The organism is Burkholderia sp. F1 (genome assembly GCF_050813845.1).
GTDB classification, from domain to species: domain Bacteria; phylum Pseudomonadota; class Gammaproteobacteria; order Burkholderiales; family Burkholderiaceae; genus Burkholderia; species Burkholderia ubonensis.
On the sequence record NZ_CP172422.1, the window covers coordinates 3,123,051 to 3,142,760 of the forward strand.

The window sequence follows — 19,710 nt, forward strand, 5'->3', positions numbered from 1 at the left end:
GCTCCCGGCTCAAAGGGTGAATTGCGCTTCGATCTGGTCGAGCACGGTGCTCAACTCCCGCCTCACCCGGGGAATCTCGTCGGTCGCCTGCCGTTCGAGCAGCGCCTGGAAACGCGCGATCTGCGCCGCGAGATAGCGGCGCGGCTCGCCGAGCAATTCCTCGTAGATCCGGTCGGCCCTCGCCAGCACGGTGCGGTTCTCGATCTGCTCGCGCGGGTGGATCTTCAGCGACGCCAGGGCCGCGAAGCAGCGTGCGATTTCGTCGGCTGACATGACACCCGGATTCTCCTCGATGACGATCGTCCGCGTCACACCGTCCGGAAACGCCGTTGCCTGGACTTCGAGCACGCCGCTCACGTCGTATGTGAAGCGAACGTCGGCGCCGGCCTGGCCGGCCGGCTTGAGCGGCACTTCGAGTTTCAGTTCGCCGAGCGCGATGTTGTCACGGGTCAGGCGCGCTTCGCCCTGAAACACCCTGATGCTCAGGAACTGCTGGCGATCGCGGATCGTCACGATCTGCTGTTCGCGGCTCACCGGAACGATCGTATTGCGCTCGATGATCGGCAGGAAGTGACCGCCGGAAAAATCGTCCGCCCCGATCTGGATCGACGTGTCGATGCCGAGGCTGTACGGCGCGACGTCGGTCATCACCATTTCGTCGAGCGCGGCATGACGGCCGACGAGCCCGGCCTGCACCGCCGCGCCCAGCGCAACGACTTCGTCCGGATTCAAGTGACCTGCCGGCAGGCGGGAGAACATCCGCGTCACGAGCCGGCGAACCGCGGGCATGCGGGTCGCGCCGCCGACCAGGATGATCTCGTTGAGTTCGCCGAGCGGAATCTTCGCGTCCCGAAGCGCGCGCTCGACCGGCTTGCGCAGCTTGTCCAGCAACGGCTCGAACGCGCGATCGATCTCTTCGCCGCCGACCTCGATCGCGTGATCGACCTCGCCGACACGCAGCTCCAGCGCAACGCGCCCGTTGTCGCTCTGCGTCAGCCGCCGCTTGGCGCCCTCGACCTGACGCCACAGCCGCTGCGTATCACCCGCCGAGAGCGCGCTCGGCTCGATGCCGCGCTTGCGGCAGAACAGCTCGCACAGCGCCTGCGTGAAGTCGTCGCCGCCCAGGAAGTTGTCGCCCGTGCTGGCGCGCACCTCCATCACACCCTCGAAGAAATCGAGCACCGACACGTCGAACGTGCCGCCGCCCAGATCGAAGATCAGGAATTTCCGTTCCCCGTCGCGCTGATGCACGCTGTATGCAAGCGCCGCGGCCGTCGGCTCGTTGACGAGGCGCAACACCTTGATGCCGGCCAGCTCGCCTGCGATTCGGGTCGCCTTGCGCTGAGCATCATTGAAATAGGCCGGCACTGCAATCACGGCTTCCGTCACCGGCTCGTTGAGCCACGCCTCTGCGTCGGCCTTCAGCGACTTCAGCACCAGCGACGACAATTCCTCCGGCCGGAAGAAGCGATCGGCCAGATGCAGTTTCCGTTCCGTGCCCATGTAGCGCTTGAAGCTGGCTGCGGTGCGTTCCGGATGCTTGCTGCGGCGCTCGAGCGCGGGCCGGCCGACCAGCATCGAACCGTCCGCATCGACCGATACGCATGACGGCGTGAGGACATCGCCGAGCGCATTCGGAATGAGTTCGGCCCGGTCCTCCCGCCAGACGGCGATCAGGCTGTTCGTGGTGCCCAGGTCGATTCCAACGATGTGAGACATATGACGGTTCCCCGGATTCGTGCAGGTGCGGGTCGGCGCCCGGGCGGTCATCCGGCCGTGCGACTGGCTTCTGATTGTTTGCGTAACCCTGTGTATCGGCAGCCCGACCGGCAATCTTGAATGCAAGTTCCAGCCGTTCGCCCGAGCACCCACATGAACCAGCGCCCGATTCACCGTTCGTGATAAATCGCAAGCCAGACGGTTTGCTCTTCCGCATGCGTCCACGCGACGCGATGCCGGCAATGCGGCTCGATCAGCACGTAGTCGCCGGGACGCATCTCGTGCAGCGTCGAATCCTCTTCGAACTCGAGCACGGCCGCGCCCGACAGCAGCGCCACCCATTCGGCGCGCGAATCGTCATACCAGAACCCCTCGGGACTTGCGTGTCCCATCGACACGATCCGCTCCACGTTCAGGCGTTGCCCCGTGACGAGCACGTCGATCCGCTCGTCGCCGCCGCGCTTCCCTTCGGGGCTGAACAGGTTGCCGGTTTGAAGTTGCATCGCGTGACCTCGCGTCAGCCTTCGTGTGAAGGCGGTTGGTTCAAAGGTGCCGGGAAAATGTCCACTGTAGTCCGGGAACCGCCATTGCAGCAGGCTTATTTCCAAGGCCCGAAACGGGTAGTCAAGCGCCTGTCTCCCGCTCCCCTTCCCGCCTGCTAGACTGGAAGTTCCCCCAGCAAACCATGGAGGGAGACATGACGACCATCTATGTCGTGAAGACCGGTCAGCAGTTCCTGTGCACCGCCGAGGACGGAGACATCGGCATGGCACCGGCGATTGAAGACGCCATGTCCTTTCTCTCGTATGAGGAAGCGAAAAAAGCGGCGAACGAGCACGCCGACGCCGGATACGAAATCGTGGCCGTCAACATCACCACACACTGACGCGGAGTCCGCTGCGGGGCGCTCCGTGACGGAGGGCACTGGCAATTTTGCCAGCGCCGTGCGATAGGGCGCCCCGGTTGGCTGCGTCCAAAATCATCTGCGAAAGGCCAACCCCTAAACCCGAGCAGTTTGCTGCCGTTAATGAACATTACAGAATGCATTCATTATCACGGTGGCTGGCTTCTCGTTGTCCGTGCCTTGCCGCCGCCAGATGACAAGGTTTCCATGACAATCAAGGCCACCAACTATTCCAGCAGCGCCTACGCTTACCCCGCTCGCGAGCGTGAAAGCGCCAAGAACGCAGACGGCTCGACGAACACGGGGCCTTCCCTCCGGGACTTGCTCAAACGGAACGAGGAGGTTCGTGTCGCATTGAGCGACCTTGGGCGGTCACCGGCGCAAAGCGCGAAGGAGTACGCGCGCAGGCGCCTGGAAGAGCTTGAGGACATGCTGCGAAAGCTGGCAATGCTCGGGATGTCGCCCAAGCAGCTCGCGGCGATGATGAAGGAAGTGAAAGGCCTCGTTGAGCAATACCAGGCTGCGGGAAAAGAACTGGGCGCCGACGTGTCCGCCGCTTCCCCGGCCGTGTCGGGAGACGCCGGAAACGCGAGCAACATCGCGGCGACGGGCAATGGTGCATCAGAGGCCGCAGCAGGCGTCAACGCCGCGTCGCTGGATGCTTCCGCGGCAGTGACGGGAATCGCGACCGGGAATCCGGCGGCCGCTGGTGATGCGACATCGCCATCGGGTGCCGGCCGCCAAGACAGCCCCGCAAACGCCTATCTCGAGATGGCCGGCAATCTTTCCCGTACCAGCGACGCCGCTACCGCCGATGTCACTTTCATGGCGCACGCGAAAAGCCTGCTGGAGCGGCTCAAATCCATGCTGAAGCATGCGAACGAGCAAGGCCACTCGCGCTGATCCGGGAAGAACCTGAAAAAAAGGCCCGACAAGGTCGGGCCAATCGGTGACACAAGGAAAAGGCCGTCCACCACACGGGACGGCCACACCGCTCGCACTACCGCACTACACGACGTTCTTTTCGACGATCGGCCGGTTCTCGAGCACCCGCTCCCAGCCGAGCGACGACAGGTCGAGCGTCGCATAGCGTCCGCCGAGGATCAGCTCGCTGACGCCGCGCCCCGTCGCCGGCCCCTGCTGCAGCCCGTGGCCGCTGTAGCCGTTCGCGAACACGCAGTTATCGAGATCCGGGTGATAGCCGATGATCGCGTTGTGATCGAACACGTTGTACTCGTAATAGCCGGACCAGCAGTGCTCGACGCGCAGCGCCTCGAATTCCGGCACGCGATGCGCGAGCGTCGGCCAGATCACTTCGTCGAACAGGTCGTGATCGACTTCGTCGAGCGGCAGGTCGTCCGGATCCTTGTCCGGGCTCGGCGACGTGCCGCAAATATAGGTCTTGCCCTCCGGCCGGAAATACACGCCGGTCGGATCGATCAGCAGCGGGCACGCCGTCAGCCTCGCCGGCGACGACACGTTGAAGATGCTGCGCCGCCGCGCGTAGACCGGAATGTCGATGCCCATCATCGCGGACAGCGTGCGCGCCCACGCGCCGGCCGCGTTGACCAGCGTGTCGCACGCATGGCGCTCGCCGTCGCGCGTGACGACGTGCGTGACCTTGCGGCCGTCGCGCACGACGCCCGTCACATCCGCCGGCACGTAGCGCGCGCCGAGCGCCTGCGCCTTCTTGCGCAGCGCCTGCACGAGCCCGTAGCCGTCGAACCAGCCTTCGCCGCTGACGCCGTAGGCGCCCGACGCGAGATCGTCGACGTTCAGCCACGGAAACGTCGCCTTCAGCGCGTCGCGATCCATCAGGCGGATGTCCGCGCCGAGACGCGTCTGCAGCGCATGGTTCTCGCGCAGCGTCGCGTCGCCGGCCGGCGTCGCGAGAAACAGGTAGCCGCCCTCGTGCAGATCGATCGACGGCCGGTGGCCGTCGACTTCGAGCCGCTCGCCGAGGGTACGCAGGAATTCGATGCCGTACAGCGACATCTCGATCGACAGCGGCGTCGAGAACTGCTGGCGAATCGACGCGGCCGACAGCGCCGACGACGATCTCGCATAGGTCGGATCGCGCTCGATCACGGTCACGGACACCGTCGGATCGGATGCGCGCAGGAAGTAGGCGATCGAGCTGCCGATGACGCCGCCGCCGACGATTACGACTTGAGAACTCACGACTGACTCCAGATTGCGGATGAATGGCGCGGCGCGCGATGCGCACCGGACTGCTTGCGGTATTTCAGCATGGACGGAACCGGCGGGAAAGCGTCGCGCGCCCCCCGCCCGTCCGCTCAATTCGCCGACTTCGTCGTCACCGGCTGCCACGCGGCGTTCTTCACTTCGTACAGCGTCGAGCTCGGGTTCTTCAGGTCGCCGGTGTCCGTGAACGCGATCGTGCCGGTGATGCCGTCGTAGCTGGTGCGCTTCAGCGCGCCGTTGAAATCCGCGGGCTTCGTCGAATTCGCCTTCTCCATCGCCTTGATCGCGATCCACGTCGCGTCATACGCGAACGGCGCATACGCGAGCATGTCGACGCCGTACTTCTGCCGGAACTTCGTCTCGAACGTCTTGCCCTTCTCGAGGCGCGACAGCGGCTGGCCGTACTCCCACGCCGATGCGCCTTCCGCCGCGCCGCCGGCGAGCCGGATGAAGTTCGCGTTCATCACGCCGCCGCCGGCGAGGAACTGCGCCTTGATGCCGAGCTGGCGCATCCGCTTGACGAGCATCGCCGCCTGCGCGTCGAGGCCGCCGAAGAACACGAGGTCGGCGTTGACGCTCTTGATCTTCGTGAGCTGCGCGCTGAAGTCGACCGCCTTGTCGTTGGTGAACTCGCGGGTGACGATCGTGCCGCCGTTCGCCTTCACCGCCTTCTCGAACTCGTCGGCTTCGCCCTGGCCGAACGCGGTGCGGTCGTCGATGATCGCGATGCGCTTCGCCTTCGTGACGCTCGCCGCATACGCGCCCGCGTTGCCGGCGTTCTGCGTGTCGGTCGCGATCACGCGATACACGGTGCCGAGGCCCGCGCGCGTGATCTCCGGATTGGTCGCGGACGGCGTGATCATCGGAATGCCCGCCTTCGCGTAGATCTTCGACGCGGGCAGCGTCGTGCCCGAATTGAAGTGGCCGATCACGACCGCGACCTGCGCGTCCGCCAGCTGCTGCGCGGCCTGCACGCCGGCGCGCGGATCGCTCTGGTCGTCCTGCGACGCGACGACGAACTTCACCGGCTTGCCGCCGATCGTCGGGCGCGCCGCGTTCGCCTCGTCGACCGCCATGCGCACGCCGTTCTCGATGTCCTTGCCGTACGCGGCGCCGCCGCCCGTCAGCGGACCGGCGACGCCGACCTTGACGACCGCCTCCTGCGCATGGGCCGCGCCTGCCGGGAGCGCGAGGATCGCCGCGGCCAGCGCCGCGCCGGAGAGAGAGCGAATTCGGAACTTCATCGGGCATTCCTTCGGTCTGGGGGGAGCGGATGCGCAGCGCGGCTCCGTCTCCGGGAGCCTTTCACCGCGAAAGAGGTGAGCCGATTGTGGGTAGCCAATACCCGCGCAGCAAACGAAATATCGGAACTAGGTTGTGCGCAATAGTCATCAAGTCGCGGCGAACGCGCGATCCGGCAGGCGACAAGCGTCAGCCGCTCAGGCGCTAGAATAGCCGCTTGTTTCATGCACCGCAGCCGCCGAGAGGAACCGCCATGCCCCGCACAAACAGCCGGTCCGTCAGCATCGCGCCGGACTCCGGCAAGACCGTCCTGTCCAAGGGGCAGAAGGCATTCAACGCACTGATCAAGCAAATCGAGAAGCGCCGCAAGCGCCTGTCGGCATGGGAGCACGTCATTCCCGCGTTCCAGAAGAGATATCTGGACGAGCTGTTGCCGCTCGAACGCGCGTGGACGGATCTGCGCACCACGATGGCTTTCCGGCTCGACGAGGCAAGCGGCCGGAAAGGCTTGACCAAGGCCGAGCAACGCACGATCTCGACGCTGATCGCCAGCATCGCCGGCGACCTGCTCGACGGAAACGCCGACGCGCAGTTAAAGGCCATCTACAACCGGCATGGCGGAACCGACTACGACGTCGAAATCGCCGCCGAATTCGCGACGATGAAGGCCGAGCTGGAAGCGATGCTCGGCGTCGAGCTCGGCGACGATCTCGACATGAGCGCGCATGACGAAGTCCTGCGACACGTTCGGGCGAAGCTGGAACAACAGCAGGCTCGGGAGGAGGCCAATAAGCGGGCGCGGGAAGCGCGGCGGGCCGAACGGCAAAAATCGGCGAAGCAGCTTGCCAAGGAGTCGCAGCAACAAGCTGAACAGGTCGAGTTGAGCCAGTCGATCCGTGGCGTCTATCGCAAGCTCGCCAGCGCGCTGCATCCCGATCGAGAGCCCGATCCGCTGGAGCGCGAGCGCAAGACTGCGCTGATGCAGCGCGTGAACCAGGCATACGACAAGAACGATCTGCTGAAGCTGCTGGAACTGCAGCTCGAACTCGAGCACATCGACCAGCACGCGATCAACCAAATCAGCGAAGATCGCCTGAAGCACTACAACAAGATACTCAAGGAGCAAGTCGCCGAACTCGACCAGGAAATCCGGCACGTGGAATCCCACCTCAGACTCACCTACGGACTTTCTCCGTACGCCGACGTCTCTCCCGACACGGTGTTGCTCAATCTCGCGCGTGAAATCGTCGGGCGCGAGCAGGACATTCGCAATCTGAAGGAAGAGATGCCACTGTTCGACGACGTCGGGAGCCTGAAACGTTGGCTGAAGGAGCTGAAACGTCAGCAGTCGGCCTTCGCTAGCGACGCGTTGCCGTACTGACGCGCGGGCGTCGACGCCCGGCCCGGCGTCGACGCCCGCGTCACACCCCGAGCGCCCGTTTCGCGAGCTGCGCGATATGCAGCGGCGTGCGGCCCGCGCCCTGCTCGATCTGCTCACGGCAGCTGAAGCCGTTGGTGACGACGATCGCGTCCGCGCTCGCCTGCCGCACGAGCGGCAGCAGCTTGCCCTCGCCGATCTTCATCGACAGGTCGTAATGGTCCTCGTTGAAGCCGAACGACCCCGACATCCCGCAGCAGCCCGTGTCGAGCAGTTTCCAGCGCACGCCGAGCTTGTCGAGCAGCGCGGTTTCGCCCTTCATCCCGAACAGCGATTTCTGATGGCAATGCCCGTGGACGATCACGTCCGCGTCGAGCCGGGGCCACGCGAAATCCGCCTGCGCGACGAAATCGGAGAACAGGAACGTCTGCGCGGCAAGGCGCTTCGCGAGCGGTTCGTCGGGCAACTGCTTCAGCAGTTCGTCCTTGAACACCGACAGGCAGCCGGGTTCGAGCCCGACGACCGGCACGCCCGCGCCAATCTCGCCGGCGAGTTCGTCGACCGCCGTGCGCAGCAGCGCGCGCGCCTCGTCGAGCAGGCCGTAGTCGTACAGCGGCCGGCCGCAGCACAGGCGCTTCCGCGGCAACGTCACGTCGTAGCCGAGCGCGGTCAGCACGTCGACCGCGGCCGCCGCGATGTCGGGCGAGAAATGCTCGTTGAACGTATCAACCCACAGAATCACCTTGTTGCGGGCCGGCGACGCGCCCGTGCGTTGGCCGATCCCGCGCCGCTTCGCGATCGCACGGAACGGGCGCGGCGCGAACGCCGGCAGCGCCCGCTGCGGCGCGATGCCCGCGAGCCACTTGCCGATACGCGCCAAGGGCGGGGTCGAGGTCATAAAATTCGTAAGCCGAGGAAAACGGCTCGCCAGCGGCGCCCATTGTCCGATCCTCCCCATGAACATCGCCTGCCGCGGCCGGCGATGCGTTTCGTAGTAGTGCGACAGGAATTCCGCCTTGTACGACGCCATGTCGGTGTGCGTCGGACAATCGGACTTGCAGCCCTTGCACCCGAGGCACGCGTCGAGCGCTTCCTTGACCTCGGCGCTGTTCCAGCCGTCCTTGATCACGTCGCCCTGCAGCATCTCCCAGAACAGGTGCGCGCGGCCGCGCGTCGAGAACTTCTCCTCGCGCGTCGCGCGATAGCTCGGGCACATCGTGCCGCCGTCGAGCGAGCGGCACTTGCCCATGCCGATGCAGCGCTCGATCGCGCGCTGCATCCCGTCGCCCTCGGGGCTCGCGAAGGTCAGCTTCGTCTGCAGCGTCACCGGCTTGTACGCGGGGCCGAGCCGCAGGTTCTCGTCGGCGCGGTACGCGTTGATCACCTTGCCGGGGTTCAGCCGGTTCGCCGGATCCCAGATCGCCTTGAACTCGGCCATCGCCTGCATCAGCTCCGGGCCGTACATGATCGGCAGGAACTCGGCCTTCGCCTGGCCGTCGCCGTGCTCGCCGGACAGCGAGCCGCCGAAGTCGACGACCAGTTGCGCCGCTTCGCGCAGGAAGCCGCGCCACACCTGCACGCCTTCGGCGCTGCGCAGGTCGAACGTGATCCGCGCATGCACGCAGCCGTCGCCGAAATGGCCGTACAGGCAGGTTTCGTAGCCGTAGCGGTCGACGAGCGCCTGGAACGCGCGCAGATAGTCGCCGAGCCGCAGCGGATCGACGGCCGCGTCTTCCCACCCGGCGACCGGATCGGGCTTGGACCGATCGACCGACAGCGCGACGGCCGACGCGCCGGTTTCGCGGATCGACCAGATCTTCTGCTGCTTCGCCTTCTCCTCGACGACGAAGCCGCTCACGTCCGGGCCCGCGCCGCCGCCGTTGAAATACGCCTCGGCTTCGCGCGCCTGCGCGAGCGCTGCATCGACGGTATCCGCACCGAACTCCAGCACGACCCACGCGTCGCCCGGCGGCAGCAGCGCGATTTCGTCGGCCTTCAGCCCGCGCGCCTGCAGCCCGCGGATGATCGCGCGATCGAGGCCCTCGATCGCGATCGGCGCGAAGCGGTTGTAATGCGGCACCGCATCCGCCGCGGTGAAGATGTCGGTGAAGCCGAGCACGAGCAGCACGCGGCACGACGGGCTGTGCACGAGCCGCACCTTTGCCTGCAGCGTGATCGCGCAGGTGCCTTCGGTGCCGACCAGCGCGCGCGCGACGTTGAAGCCGTTCTCCGGCAAGAGCTGGTCGAGGTTGAAGCCGGACACGCGCCGCTTGATCTGCGGAAACTCGTTGCGGATGCGGTCCGCGTAGCGGTCGCGCAGGTCGCGCAACCGGCGGTAGATCTCGCCGCGCCGGCCGCCTTCCGCGATGATCGCGTCGAGCTCGTGCTCGGGCGTCGGGCCGACCCAGAAGCGTGCGCCGTCATAGGTGAGGATCTCGAGCGCCTCGACGTTCTCGACCGTCTTGCCGGCCATCACCGAATGCGCGCCGCACGAGTTGTTCGCGATCATCCCGCCGAGCGTGCAGCGGCTGTGGGTCGCCGGGTCCGGCGCGAACGTCAGGCCGTGCGCCTCGGCCGCGTCGCGCAGCGTGTCGCAGACGACGCCCGGCTCGACGATCGCCGTCTGCGCGTCCGGATCGACCGACACGACGCGGTTGAAGTACTTGCTCGCGTCGGCGACCACCGCGACGTTCACGCCCTGCCCGTTCTGCGACGTGCCGCCGCCGCGCGTCAGGAACGGCACGTCGAAGCGCCGGCACACGGCGAGCGCCGCGGCGAGATCGTCCGCGTCGGTCGGCACGACGACGCCGAGCGGCACCTGCCGGTAGTTCGACGCGTCGGACGCATAGAGCGCCTTCGTGCCGGCATCGAAACGCACCTCGCCGCGCATCGCGGTGCGCAGGTCAGCCGCGAGCGCGTCGAGCAGTTCCTGCCCGACTTCGATCGGAGTCGCGCGCTTCACGATTATTTCGCGGCGTTCGCGGTCATCTTGAAGATGCCCTGCGCGTTGCCGGCATCGAAGCGCAGGTCGGTCACCCAGCGGCGCTGCGCCTGGTCGAACGTGCGCTTGCGGGTGATGAACTCGTAGAACGAGCCGGGCACATGGCGCTTCACGAGCACGCCGTCGCGCGTCCTGAACTCGCGCTCGACGACGTCCGCGCGATACGCGGTCTGGAACACGCGGCCCGAGCGCGAACGCTCGACCTCCGGCTTCATCGGCCGGCCCTTCGCCTTCTCGTCGTCGGACAGCTTGAACACGTCGGCAACGCGGTCGGTCGCGTGATTGAACGCGTTGCCTTCGGTCGCGATCCACGCCATCTCCGCCGATTCGAGCAGCAGCGTCTCGTAGTCGAGCTCGCCCGGCACGTCGTGCTGGCGCGCGAATGCGCCGACGATCTCCGGCAGCAGCGCGTGCGCGGCGTCGAGCGACAGCCAGCCTTCCCGTTCGATTTCCCACAGCAGCGCGACGGCGGCCGGGCTCAGCGGATCGCGCGACGAGCTCACGACGTTCGTCACCGCCTGCTGGAATTCCTTCGAGAAGCGTTCCGGATGCAGCTCGCTGACGAAGAACTGCGCGATCTCGTCGGGCGCATCCTCGTGCGCGTACGCGCGGCCCGTCATGCCGAGCTTGTCGAGCGGATAGCGGCCGTTCAGGCGGAAGCCGAGCGGACGCAGGATGCGCGTGAACGCCGCCTCGCCCGGCGGCAGCGCGCCGGTGTGCGGCCAGCGCACCGTGCGCAGCGCGCCGTGATCGAAATACACCGAGCCGCCGTTGCCGGTCGCGTCGGCCGTGTACGCGCGGCCGTTCGGCGAGCGTTCGAGCAGCCCCTCGAACAGCGCCATGTTCATCGCCTGCGCGATTTCCGCGCGCGTCACGACGCCGTCTTCCCATTCCTCGAGGATGGCCGGCATGTTCAGGGTCGCGAACAGGGCGTCGGTTTTCGCCTGTCCCAGCAGCTTCGTCAGCAAGCTCTCGATATTCGGATTGCGCATCTTGTTTCTCTTCGGGGGGACCGGCCGGCAACGGTGCCGGCGACTCGTCGGCCAGCCGCCCGATGGACGCCCGGCCTTGCGTGGGATGCATTATTCAAATGGTTGCAGGCGGGCGTAAAGCGAGATTAAATTGACACGTAATGAGTTTTTGGAACAATCGGCGGTATTTGCCCGGCGTCCCGCCCCGGGCGATGCCGGCCCGTTCGTCAGACGAAACGACCCTCATGCGCAAATTCAAGATTCCGAACATGGGCGCGCTCGTGGCCTTCGAAGCCGCCGCGCGCCACGAGAGCTTCACGCACGCGGCGAAGGAGCTGTTCCTGACCGAAAGCGCGGTATCGCGGCAGATCGCGACGCTCGAAGCGAGCCTCGGCGTGCGGCTGTTCGCGCGCGTGAAGCAGCGCGTGGTGCTGACCCGCGCGGGCAAGCTGTACGGCACCCAGGTGCGCCGCGCGCTCGAGACGCTCGACCGCGACACGCTGTCGATCATCGCGCACGGCAGCGGCGGCGGCTATCTGGAGCTCGCGGTGCTGCCTACGTTCGCGTCGCACTGGCTGATCCCGCGCATCAAGAACTTCTACGACCGCACGCCCGACGTGCGCGTGAACATGGGCAGCCGCACCGACCTGTTCTCGTTCGAGGACACCCACTTCGAGGCGGCGATCCATTACGGCAAGCCGACCTGGCCCGGCACGTCGGCCGATTACCTGTTCGGCGAGGAAGTGGTGCCGATCTGCTCGCCGGCGCTGCTCGACGGGCCGGTCACGCACGCGCAGGACCTGCTCGCGTACCCGCTGCTGCACTCGACGACGCGCCCCGGCGCGTGGGCGCAATGGTTCGAGACGCTCGGCGTCGAGGACACCCGCACGATGCACGGCGTGCGCTACGAGCTGCATACGATGCTGATCAGCGCCGCGCAGGCGGGGCTCGGCATCGCGCTCGTGCCGAAGTTCTTCGTCGAGGGGCAGCTGCAGCAGCTCGGCCTGATCATGCCGATCGACGCGGCGACGGCCGAGGATTCCGCGTACTACCTCGTCTACCCGACGGAACTCAGCCACAGCAAGCCGCTGGAGCTGTTCAGGGCGTGGCTGCTCGAACAGGCGAGCGCGTATGCGGCGCCGGGGCGGAACGGGGACGATGACGGGGACGAATATGAGGACGACGAAGACGTCGAATGACGCATGGGAAAGGAGGGAGACGCGGCCCGCCTGTCGCGGCCGCGTCGTTCTGCGCGCGGAACGACGGGCCGAAGCCCGCCGCCCCGTGCGTCACTTCAGCCGGCAGTCGCTCGCCGTGGCGATGCCCGATGCGACGTCCGCGCGGCAATGCAGCGTGATCTGCTTGCCGACGAGGCGTTCCGCCTTCTGCTCGTTCGCCGCGTCGGCGAAGGTCACGCGCACGGCCTCGTCGGCGTCCTCGCCGTCGCCGATCTCGGCAAGCTTCGCGCCCGTGAAGCCCTGCTGGAAGCCGAGCAACGTGCCGGTCAGCGCGATCGGCTTGTCGAAGTACTTGTCGCCGCCCGCACCTGAGTAGGCCGCAATCATCTGCGCGGCCGACACCTTGATTTCGCCTTTGGCGGCGAATGCGCCCGATGCGATCGTCAGGGCAAGCGCGGCAAGTGCCATTCGTTTCATGGTCTGGTTTCTCCGTAGTTGAACACACTGCAAAAGATCGGCGCGACAGCGCCGACGAAGGACGGCGGCCTTGCGCGCGCAGGCGGCATCGGTCCGCGACGCCGCGATCGGGCAACCCGTCGACAGCGCATCGCGCAAGGCCGCGCGATTACTGAGGCGGCGCCCGCTCGATCAGCGCGGCGGCCGCAGCGTCGAACAGGTCCGGCGCGGACTTCGCCTTGCGCGCCACAACCTCGCGCACGCTGCCTGCGTAGTCGCTGCCGTCGACGTTGCAGCTCATCGCCGGCGCGTCGGGATTCGCGCCCGCTTCGAGCAGCGCCTTGACGCAATCGGGGTTGTGCGCCATCGCCGCGTAGAGCAACGGCGTCGGGACGCTCTTGGCCGGGCCCGCGGGCCTCGGGGGTTCGATCGGCGTGCCGGGCTTGTGCAGGATCGCGATGCGCTCGGCCGCCGTCGGGTCGGGCTGGCCATTGAGCTCGTAGCCCCGCTCGCAGACAAAGGTCAGCGGCGACGCCCCGGCCTTTGAATGCGCATAGGGATCCGCGCCGCCGTCGACCAGCGTCTTCAGCATCGTGAGATCCGATGCGACTCGACCGAACAGGATCGTGCGGCCGTTCGGGTCGGCGGCGCGCGGGTTGGCGCCGGCCTTCAGCAGCATCCGGACCAGCTCGAGCGAAGGCGTGTAGGCGCTCGCGGCCGTCTCGAGCGGCGTTTCGCCGTTCGGCGCAATCACGTTGACGTCCGCGCCAGCGTCGATCAGCAGTCGCACCGTTTCGATCTGTTCCGGCTTGGCCTCGCCCAGCGACAGATTGCCGATCGTGTACGTCAGCAGCGTCGCGCCGTCCGGCGACATCGGCATGTTGACCGCGACCCCGGACGCCAGGAACAACCCGACCACGTCAGGCACCCGGCTGACGACGGCGAGGCCCATCGGCGTCAGCTCGCCATCCGGCATCGCGTACGGCTGCGTGGCCGTCTTGTTGTACGGGCGGGCGCCCCGCTTCAGCAGCGCCTTGACGCGCGCCATGTTCTCCGGCGTCTTCTTCACCGCGTAATCGCCCATCGCGGCCATCAGGTCCCATTCCTTGCCTTCCAGCGCGTGGCTCGCGCCGGAAAACGCCAATCCGGCGCACAGGCACGCCAGCCCCCGTGCCAGCACAGTGGCAAATCTTCTATTTCTTTCGATCATCCAGGTTCTCAGGTTCTTTTTTGCTCGCAGCGCAAGCGCTGGGCCGCCATTATCAGCGCAATTCGGGAAACGGGAAGCGCTTGGTTCGGGACGCGTTGAATCGGACGCCCGGCGCACCAGGGCGAAAACGATGCAGGCATTGAATGACACAGGCGAGAGGACGCGTGTCCGGCGCGCGCCGGACCGGGCAACCCCGATCCGGCGCACCGGCCAGCCGACCTCGTATCGGCATCGCGGCAGATCCGCTTTTCACGACGCGCGTGCTCTCAGGTTCGCTGTATTTGTTCGACGTTGCCGCGCCACGTCATTATCCGCCTGATCCGGCGAAAGTGAAACGTTTGCGCACGCACTGAATCCGCACCGAATCGCTTCGCGCCGGCCATTCGGAAACATGCTTTCTTTTTCATTACAGCGCCGGTCGGCGTCGCTTTAAATCTTGGACATCCGATTGAGACCGTTCAGCTTCTGCTGGACCATTCCCGCCTCGATCATGTGGCCCCTTATCCGGAAGTGTCAAAGAAGACCCGGCGCCACGCAATCGCCGATCTCGGCGGGGTGTTCGAAGAGGATTGATTGCTATCCCCGATGGGGATATAAAATCGGAAGTGAATTTGACCGATAAAGAGACGCATGACGATGAAGGAAGATCTCGCGGCACTCCCCCAGCAGGAACTGTTGCGCGTGGCGATGAATCGGCTGGGCATGACGCGGGCGGAGTTCGCAGCGCGGCTGAGTATCGCCGTTCGCACGCTGGACAAGTGGCTTCTGCCGGATGGCTCCCATGACGCACGCACAATGCCCGATATGGGCCGATCGTACGTGCTTGATATCCTGCAATGGCAGAAAAAGCGAAAGCCCTCTTGACCATCCCCATTAGGGATATATCCTGTTCTTCAATTTACCTCGCTCTGAGACGCAAATGCCGAATCAAACCGCCGCGCTGCTGAACACGATCGACGCCGACAAGGCGACGCTCGACGCTGCGCGCCCGCTGCCGCAGCACACGGTTGCCTCGCTGCGCGAAAAGCTGTTGCTGGAATGGACGTATCACTCGAACGCGATCGAGGGCAACACGCTGACGCTGCGTGAGACGAAGGTGGTGCTCGAAGGCATCACGGTCGGCGGAAAGTCCCTTCGCGAACACTTCGAGGTGACGAACCATCGCGACGCGATTGTCTATGTCGAGGACATCGTGTCGAAGGCGGAAGTGCTGTCGGAATGGCAGATCCGCAACATCCACAGTCTCGTGCTGAAAGGCATCGACGCCGAAGAGGCGGGCCGGTATCGCCGTGAGAACGTCGTGATCGCGGGCGCGAGCACGACGCCGCCTGACTTCATGCATCTGCCTGTCGATATGGCCGCGTTGATCGACTGGTACGAGAAGGCCGGAGGCATGCATCCGGTCGAGCGGGCAGCGGAACTGCACACGCGATTCGTGAAGATCCACCCGTTCGTCGATGGCAACGGGCGGACCGGACGGCTGCTGCTCAACTTCGAGTTGATGAAGGCGGGCTATCCGCCCGCGATCATCCGCAAAGAGGATCGGCTTGCCTACTACGACTCGCTCGACAAAGCCTGCGTCAGCGGTGACAACGGCGACATCACGCGCCTGGTCATCGAATCGGTGCAGCGTTCGCTTGACACGTATCTCGACGTGCTCGGGCTGCGGCATGCGCCCGCTCCGGATGCAGGTCCGCCGTCGCCGGGTTTTCGGATGTGATTGAGGAAAACGACGTGCAAAATTTTATATTAAGCCCATATGTCGGCTCCCTTTACTACGCAGACCTGTTTCGAATCAGCGGCAAGATCTGGATGATTATGGGCGAAGGCAAGACAGCCGCCGCGCGGATCGCGTCTAAAGAGGTTGGAAGCGACGAGCTGGCCCTGGATGGCGTAGCGCTCGCTATACAAGGCGGACAGCTCGTCGGGCGATTCGATTTGGGGGGCGGGGAAGCTAGTGCAGACCATACCGATAGCCCGTTTTTTCTGATTGACCGAATTGCGTATTGTCTCGACGAGCGACAGACATCAGAAGCTCCCCGTTCTGTGTCAAGAACTGAGCTACATGCCGTGAGCGCGAATCAGATGGCCTATATGGCTGCGACGAAGCCATTTCCCGGTTGGGGAGCGAAGCGTGCTGGGATGTCCGAAGCTGACTATCGGAAATATGAAGATCGCGATCGCCGCGAGGCGAAATTCTTCGAACTCGTAACCCAAGCGAACTTCCGCGATTTCGTCTTCGTTCCCTATATGAAAACGGTCGCGGACAAAGCCGCTCTGTACGCCTAACGTGCGCAACAACGAAGCATCTGGCATCGCGCCAGAACACTACGGTCAACGTAATGACACAAACCTATGTCGGCCAGATTTTCGGCTCGATGTATGACGTAATTGGATGGGTGGTCGCAATCGGGATCTTTGTGTACTTTGGGCTCGGCGCTCAAGGGATGACGATCGAGCAGCGCGCGCGTTCCACGCTGGCTGTTTAACAAGAAAATTTGCTTGGGACTTGCAGCCTTGTCAGCCGTCTTTGCGATCGGCAAGTTTGCCCGCTGGCTTTGAGACGGAAAACAAGTGCATCCACGGATGCAAAATAAACGGAAAGATGAGTGTGATGACGTTACCGCCTTCACCAGAGCCCGATATGGTCGAGGCAATACGCTACGGATGGGCCTCTGATGCCTTGCGGCATGCCTTCACAGAGCTACAGTGCCGCGTCTATCCGGAGCCCGGATCAAGCGGCGCGTCGGCAGATGCGCTGCTACACGATCCGTCGTTCGACTGTCTCTCGTTCTACATCTGCGTTGCTGACCGCGTCGTTAGCTATGCTGCAGCGGCGCGGAAGACAATCATGCACGCCGGTGCGACTTTCGAGATCGCTGGCTTGAGCTGCGTCATGACCGATCCGGCCTGGCAGGGCCGTGGTCTTGGACTGCGGACTGTTGCCGCCGCCACTCGCTGTATGGAGCGAAGCAATCTCGATATTGGCATCTTCACCTGTGATCCGCACCTTGCGCACTTTTATGCCCAAGCCGGCAAATGGGGGGTAGCGCGGAACGTGGTAATGATCGGCAGCCGCGACGAGGGGGCGTTGCGCAGCGACGCCTTGGGCAAGCTCGTGCTGATGCGTCTATTCTCGGCACGAGCCGTTGCAGCCGCGACGACACTCGACCATTCCACCATCGACCTCGACCTGCCGGTCGGGCAGTTCCTGTGACGGCGTGCTTCGGCGACAAGGGGCACGGCCATCGCAGGATGCATTCGGTGCGACTGCACGTACTGCGTGGATCCACAAACGTCGAGAAACGGCATCCAAGTACGGAACCGCGAAGACAAGCATGAAAGGAACTGATTTCTGGTTTATGTGATTGAATGGGTTCGGCGAGCTCTTTCATCGCGCATGCATGGCTCCTAGCGGTGCGGGAACTCTACGGCCTTCTGCGCGACTGCGCCATGATGGTTCCACAGTCGCTGCGCGCTCGCATCACGGCGGCAGTTGACGAATAGGAAAACAGCTAAGCCGCGGCTGTGCCGCATCTATCAACCGCAACATGCGGATACCCTGAATCTTGCATTTTTCCCGCAGTTCCCTTTAAATGGAACTGGTTCCAATCCGTGCTTCCGCCATGCATGCACGTGACGCCTCGTCGTCCGCACGTCATCATGCCGATTCAGGATCGAGGACCACCATCAGGATTCCTCATCGCCCGTCCATCACGGACACCCTCAGCCAAGCGAGACCGTCATGCCCGATTCCGCCGCACTGCAGCAGCTGTTCCCCGCTTACGAAGACATCCCCGCCGAATTCCGGCTGAAAGCGCCGATCCACCAGCGCGTGTCGCTCGTCGACGGCGAGCTGAAGCCGTGGGACGGCGCGACCAAGACGGTGCTGTCGCCCGTGTGCGTGCGGCAGCCTGACGGCAGCGTCGAGCAGCTCGAGATCGGCAGCTACCCGGTGATGGGCGAGCCGGAAAGCGACGCGGCGCTCGACGCCGCGGTGCGCGCGTACGACGCCGGCCGCGGCGAATGGCCGACGATGAAGGTCGAGCAGCGCATCGCGTGCATGCAGGACTTCATCAAGCGGATGGTCGCGCAGCGCGAGCTGGTCGTGAACCTGATCATGTGGGAGATCGGCAAGAGCCTCGCCGATTCGCAGAAGGAGTTCGACCGCACCGTCACCTATATGCTGCAGACGATCGATGCGCTGAAGGAGCTCGACAACGCGAACTCGCGCTTCGTGATCGCCGAAGGCACGATCGGCCAGATTCGCCGCACGCCGCTCGGCGTCGTGCTGTGCATGGGGCCGTACAACTATCCGCTGAACGAGACGTTCGCGACGCTGATCCCCGCGCTGCTGATGGGCAACACCGTCGTGTTCAAGCCGCCCCAGTACGGCACGCTGCTGTTCGAGCCGCTGCTCGAAGCGTTCCGCGCCGCATTCCCGAAGGGCGTGATCAACACGATCTATGCGCCGGGCGCGGTGGTCGTGCCGCACATGCTCGCGTCGGGCAAGATCAACGTGCTCGCGCTGATCGGATCGAGCAAGGTCGCCGATCACCTGAAGAAGCAGCACCCGAAGTCGCACCGGCTGCGCGCGATTCTCGGGCTCGACGCGAAGAACGCGGCGATCGTGCTGCCCGATGCGGACCTCGACCTGACGGTCAAGGAATGCCTGCTCGGCGCGCTGTCGTTCAACGGGCAGCGCTGCACCGCGCTGAAGATGCTGCTCGTGCATCGCTCGATCGTCGACGCATTCCTGAAGCGCTTCACGGAAGAGCTCGCGAAGATGAAGATCGGCATGCCGTGGGAGAAAGGCGTCGGCATCACGCCGCTGCCGGGCATGCACCGCACCGCGTACATGACCGACGCGATCGACGACGCGAAGGCGCACGGCGCGCAGGTCGTCAACGAATCGGGCGGCGTGTTCAGCAAGACGCTGTTCTATCCGGCCGTCGTGTATCCGGTGTCGGAAGGGATGAAGCTGTATCGCGAGGAGCAGTTCGGGCCGATCATCCCGGTCGCGCCGTTCGACGACGTCGAGACCGCGCTCGACTACGTGACGACGTCGGACCACGGGCAGCAGGTCAGCATCTTCGGTTCGGACCCGGCGCAGATCGGCGCGCTCGTCGATCCGCTCGTGAACCAGGTGTGCCGCGTGAACATCAACTGCCAGTGCCAGCGCGGCCCGGACGTGTTCCCGTTCGCCGGGCGCAAGGATTCGGCGGAAGGCACGCTGTCGGTGACCGATGCGCTGCGCGCGTTCTCGATCCGCTCGATGGTCGCCGCGAAGCAGACCGACGGCAGCAAGCAACTGCTCGACGCGATCGTGTCGGATCACCATTCGAAGTTCGTGAACACCGGGTTCATTTTCTGAAGCGGGTGCGGGCCGAACGCGATCGTGGCGGCCACGCATTCGTGGCGACGTGCAAGAATGCCCTCTTTCTCC

The 19,710-nt window shown here is 65.0% G+C and carries 18 protein-coding genes; 10 read left to right on the top strand and 8 right to left on the bottom strand.

The window, feature by feature from the left end; genetic code table 11:
• Nucleotides 1-9: 9 nt before the first annotated feature.
• Together ACFIMZ_RS32510 and ACFIMZ_RS32515 are read right to left on the bottom strand one after the other, a co-directional pair.
• Entirely contained in the window at nucleotides 10-1,719 is a 1,710-nt protein-coding gene (locus tag ACFIMZ_RS32510) for an Hsp70 family protein (RefSeq protein ID WP_431825420.1), read from the bottom strand.
• Between the two features lie 170 nt (nucleotides 1,720-1,889).
• Nucleotides 1,890-2,222 carry a cupin domain-containing protein gene (locus ACFIMZ_RS32515; protein ID WP_059916109.1) on the bottom strand — a complete coding sequence of 111 codons (333 nt, stop codon included), beginning with the start codon at nucleotides 2,220-2,222 and terminating at the stop codon, nucleotides 1,890-1,892.
• A gap of 194 nt (nucleotides 2,223-2,416) precedes the next feature.
• Between ACFIMZ_RS32515 and ACFIMZ_RS32520 the strand changes: the two genes are divergently transcribed.
• Together ACFIMZ_RS32520 and ACFIMZ_RS32525 are read left to right on the top strand one after the other, a co-directional pair.
• Nucleotides 2,417-2,605, top strand: coding sequence for a hypothetical protein (locus ACFIMZ_RS32520; protein WP_431823534.1), 189 nt, complete (start codon nucleotides 2,417-2,419; stop codon nucleotides 2,603-2,605).
• 225 nt (nucleotides 2,606-2,830) lie between these two features.
• Nucleotides 2,831-3,526, top strand: a complete 696-nt coding sequence (locus tag ACFIMZ_RS32525; RefSeq protein ID WP_431823535.1) for a hypothetical protein — start codon at nucleotides 2,831-2,833, stop codon at nucleotides 3,524-3,526.
• A gap of 105 nt (nucleotides 3,527-3,631) precedes the next feature.
• On the opposite strand, the gene ACFIMZ_RS32530 is transcribed toward ACFIMZ_RS32525, so the two are convergent.
• On the bottom strand, nucleotides 3,632-4,804 hold the full coding sequence (locus tag ACFIMZ_RS32530) for an NAD(P)/FAD-dependent oxidoreductase (RefSeq protein WP_431823536.1): 1,173 nt from the start codon (nucleotides 4,802-4,804) through the stop codon (nucleotides 3,632-3,634).
• A 116-nt stretch (nucleotides 4,805-4,920) separates the two neighbouring features.
• Nucleotides 4,921-6,072 (bottom strand): branched-chain amino acid ABC transporter substrate-binding protein, encoded by a 1,152-nt coding sequence (locus tag ACFIMZ_RS32535; protein WP_431823537.1) that lies wholly within the window; start codon nucleotides 6,070-6,072, stop codon nucleotides 4,921-4,923.
• 251 nt (nucleotides 6,073-6,323) lie between these two features.
• On the opposite strand from ACFIMZ_RS32535, the gene ACFIMZ_RS32540 reads away from it, so the two are divergent.
• Nucleotides 6,324-7,451 (top strand): molecular chaperone DnaJ, encoded by a 1,128-nt coding sequence (locus ACFIMZ_RS32540; RefSeq protein ID WP_431823538.1) that lies wholly within the window; start codon nucleotides 6,324-6,326, stop codon nucleotides 7,449-7,451.
• 40 nt (nucleotides 7,452-7,491) lie between these two features.
• Here the strand turns inward: ACFIMZ_RS32540 and ACFIMZ_RS32545 are convergent, their stop codons facing one another.
• A complete protein-coding gene (locus tag ACFIMZ_RS32545) occupies nucleotides 7,492-10,410 on the bottom strand; it encodes an FAD-binding and (Fe-S)-binding domain-containing protein (protein ID WP_431823539.1) in 2,919 nt (972 codons plus the stop codon).
• 2 nt (nucleotides 10,411-10,412) lie between these two features.
• Complete coding sequence (locus ACFIMZ_RS32550) at nucleotides 10,413-11,441, bottom strand: DUF1338 domain-containing protein (RefSeq protein ID WP_431823540.1); 1,029 nt, start codon at nucleotides 11,439-11,441, stop codon at nucleotides 10,413-10,415.
• 224 nt (nucleotides 11,442-11,665) lie between these two features.
• Here ACFIMZ_RS32550 and ACFIMZ_RS32555 point away from each other — a divergent pair, with 224 nt between their 5' ends.
• The gene (locus ACFIMZ_RS32555) at nucleotides 11,666-12,619 is read left to right on the top strand and encodes a LysR family transcriptional regulator (protein ID WP_431823541.1); all 954 of its coding nucleotides are present in this window, start codon (nucleotides 11,666-11,668) and stop codon (nucleotides 12,617-12,619) included.
• A gap of 90 nt (nucleotides 12,620-12,709) precedes the next feature.
• Here the strand turns inward: ACFIMZ_RS32555 and ACFIMZ_RS32560 are convergent, their stop codons facing one another.
• Both ACFIMZ_RS32560 and ACFIMZ_RS32565 read right to left on the bottom strand, forming a co-directional pair.
• Nucleotides 12,710-13,075 carry a hypothetical protein gene (locus ACFIMZ_RS32560; RefSeq protein ID WP_431823542.1) on the bottom strand — a complete coding sequence of 122 codons (366 nt, stop codon included), beginning with the start codon at nucleotides 13,073-13,075 and terminating at the stop codon, nucleotides 12,710-12,712.
• A gap of 148 nt (nucleotides 13,076-13,223) precedes the next feature.
• Nucleotides 13,224-14,471: an ankyrin repeat domain-containing protein gene (locus ACFIMZ_RS32565; protein ID WP_431823543.1), complete on the bottom strand. Its 1,248-nt coding sequence runs from the start codon at nucleotides 14,469-14,471 to the stop codon at nucleotides 13,224-13,226.
• 423 nt (nucleotides 14,472-14,894) lie between these two features.
• Between ACFIMZ_RS32565 and ACFIMZ_RS32570 the strand changes: the two genes are divergently transcribed.
• The 6 genes from ACFIMZ_RS32570 to ACFIMZ_RS32595 all read left to right on the top strand — a co-directional run bounded on the left by ACFIMZ_RS32570 (nucleotide 14,895) and on the right by ACFIMZ_RS32595 (nucleotide 19,638).
• Entirely contained in the window at nucleotides 14,895-15,128 is a 234-nt protein-coding gene (locus ACFIMZ_RS32570; protein ID WP_431823544.1) for a transcriptional regulator, read from the top strand.
• Nucleotides 15,129-15,183: 55 nt separating this feature from the next.
• The gene (locus tag ACFIMZ_RS32575) at nucleotides 15,184-15,984 is read left to right on the top strand and encodes a Fic family protein (RefSeq protein ID WP_431823545.1); all 801 of its coding nucleotides are present in this window, start codon (nucleotides 15,184-15,186) and stop codon (nucleotides 15,982-15,984) included.
• 14 nt (nucleotides 15,985-15,998) lie between these two features.
• Entirely contained in the window at nucleotides 15,999-16,553 is a 555-nt protein-coding gene (locus ACFIMZ_RS32580; RefSeq protein ID WP_431823546.1) for a hypothetical protein, read from the top strand.
• A 53-nt stretch (nucleotides 16,554-16,606) separates the two neighbouring features.
• A complete protein-coding gene (locus tag ACFIMZ_RS32585) occupies nucleotides 16,607-16,753 on the top strand; it encodes a hypothetical protein (protein WP_431823547.1) in 147 nt (48 codons plus the stop codon).
• A 125-nt stretch (nucleotides 16,754-16,878) separates the two neighbouring features.
• On the top strand, nucleotides 16,879-17,481 hold the full coding sequence (locus ACFIMZ_RS32590; RefSeq protein ID WP_431823548.1) for a GNAT family N-acetyltransferase: 603 nt from the start codon (nucleotides 16,879-16,881) through the stop codon (nucleotides 17,479-17,481).
• 528 nt (nucleotides 17,482-18,009) lie between these two features.
• Nucleotides 18,010-19,638 carry an NADP-dependent glyceraldehyde-3-phosphate dehydrogenase gene (locus ACFIMZ_RS32595; RefSeq protein WP_431823549.1) on the top strand — a complete coding sequence of 543 codons (1,629 nt, stop codon included), beginning with the start codon at nucleotides 18,010-18,012 and terminating at the stop codon, nucleotides 19,636-19,638.
• Nucleotides 19,639-19,710: the final 72 nt, after the last annotated feature.

Bases quoted from the DNA above. Each gene is read 5' to 3' on its own strand.
- ACFIMZ_RS32585 (WP_431823547.1), top strand. From the start codon at position 16,607: ATGACACAAACCTATGTCGGCCAGATTTTCGGCTCGATGTATGACGTA.
- ACFIMZ_RS32520 (WP_431823534.1), top strand. From the start codon at position 2,417: ATGACGACCATCTATGTCGTGAAGACCGGTCAGCAGTTCCTGTGCACC.
- ACFIMZ_RS32515 (WP_059916109.1), bottom strand. From the start codon at position 2,222: ATGCAACTTCAAACCGGCAACCTGTTCAGCCCCGAAGGGAAGCGCGGC.
- ACFIMZ_RS32560 (WP_431823542.1), bottom strand. From the start codon at position 13,075: ATGAAACGAATGGCACTTGCCGCGCTTGCCCTGACGATCGCATCGGGC.
- ACFIMZ_RS32595 (WP_431823549.1), top strand. From the start codon at position 18,010: ATGCCCGATTCCGCCGCACTGCAGCAGCTGTTCCCCGCTTACGAAGAC.
- ACFIMZ_RS32555 (WP_431823541.1), top strand. From the start codon at position 11,666: ATGCGCAAATTCAAGATTCCGAACATGGGCGCGCTCGTGGCCTTCGAA.
- ACFIMZ_RS32510 (WP_431825420.1), bottom strand. From the start codon at position 1,719: ATGTCTCACATCGTTGGAATCGACCTGGGCACCACGAACAGCCTGATC.
- ACFIMZ_RS32525 (WP_431823535.1), top strand. From the start codon at position 2,831: ATGACAATCAAGGCCACCAACTATTCCAGCAGCGCCTACGCTTACCCC.
- ACFIMZ_RS32540 (WP_431823538.1), top strand. From the start codon at position 6,324: ATGCCCCGCACAAACAGCCGGTCCGTCAGCATCGCGCCGGACTCCGGC.
- ACFIMZ_RS32550 (WP_431823540.1), bottom strand. From the start codon at position 11,441: ATGCGCAATCCGAATATCGAGAGCTTGCTGACGAAGCTGCTGGGACAG.
- ACFIMZ_RS32535 (WP_431823537.1), bottom strand. From the start codon at position 6,072: ATGAAGTTCCGAATTCGCTCTCTCTCCGGCGCGGCGCTGGCCGCGGCG.
- ACFIMZ_RS32590 (WP_431823548.1), top strand. From the start codon at position 16,879: ATGACGTTACCGCCTTCACCAGAGCCCGATATGGTCGAGGCAATACGC.
- ACFIMZ_RS32575 (WP_431823545.1), top strand. From the start codon at position 15,184: ATGCCGAATCAAACCGCCGCGCTGCTGAACACGATCGACGCCGACAAG.
- ACFIMZ_RS32570 (WP_431823544.1), top strand. From the start codon at position 14,895: ATGACGATGAAGGAAGATCTCGCGGCACTCCCCCAGCAGGAACTGTTG.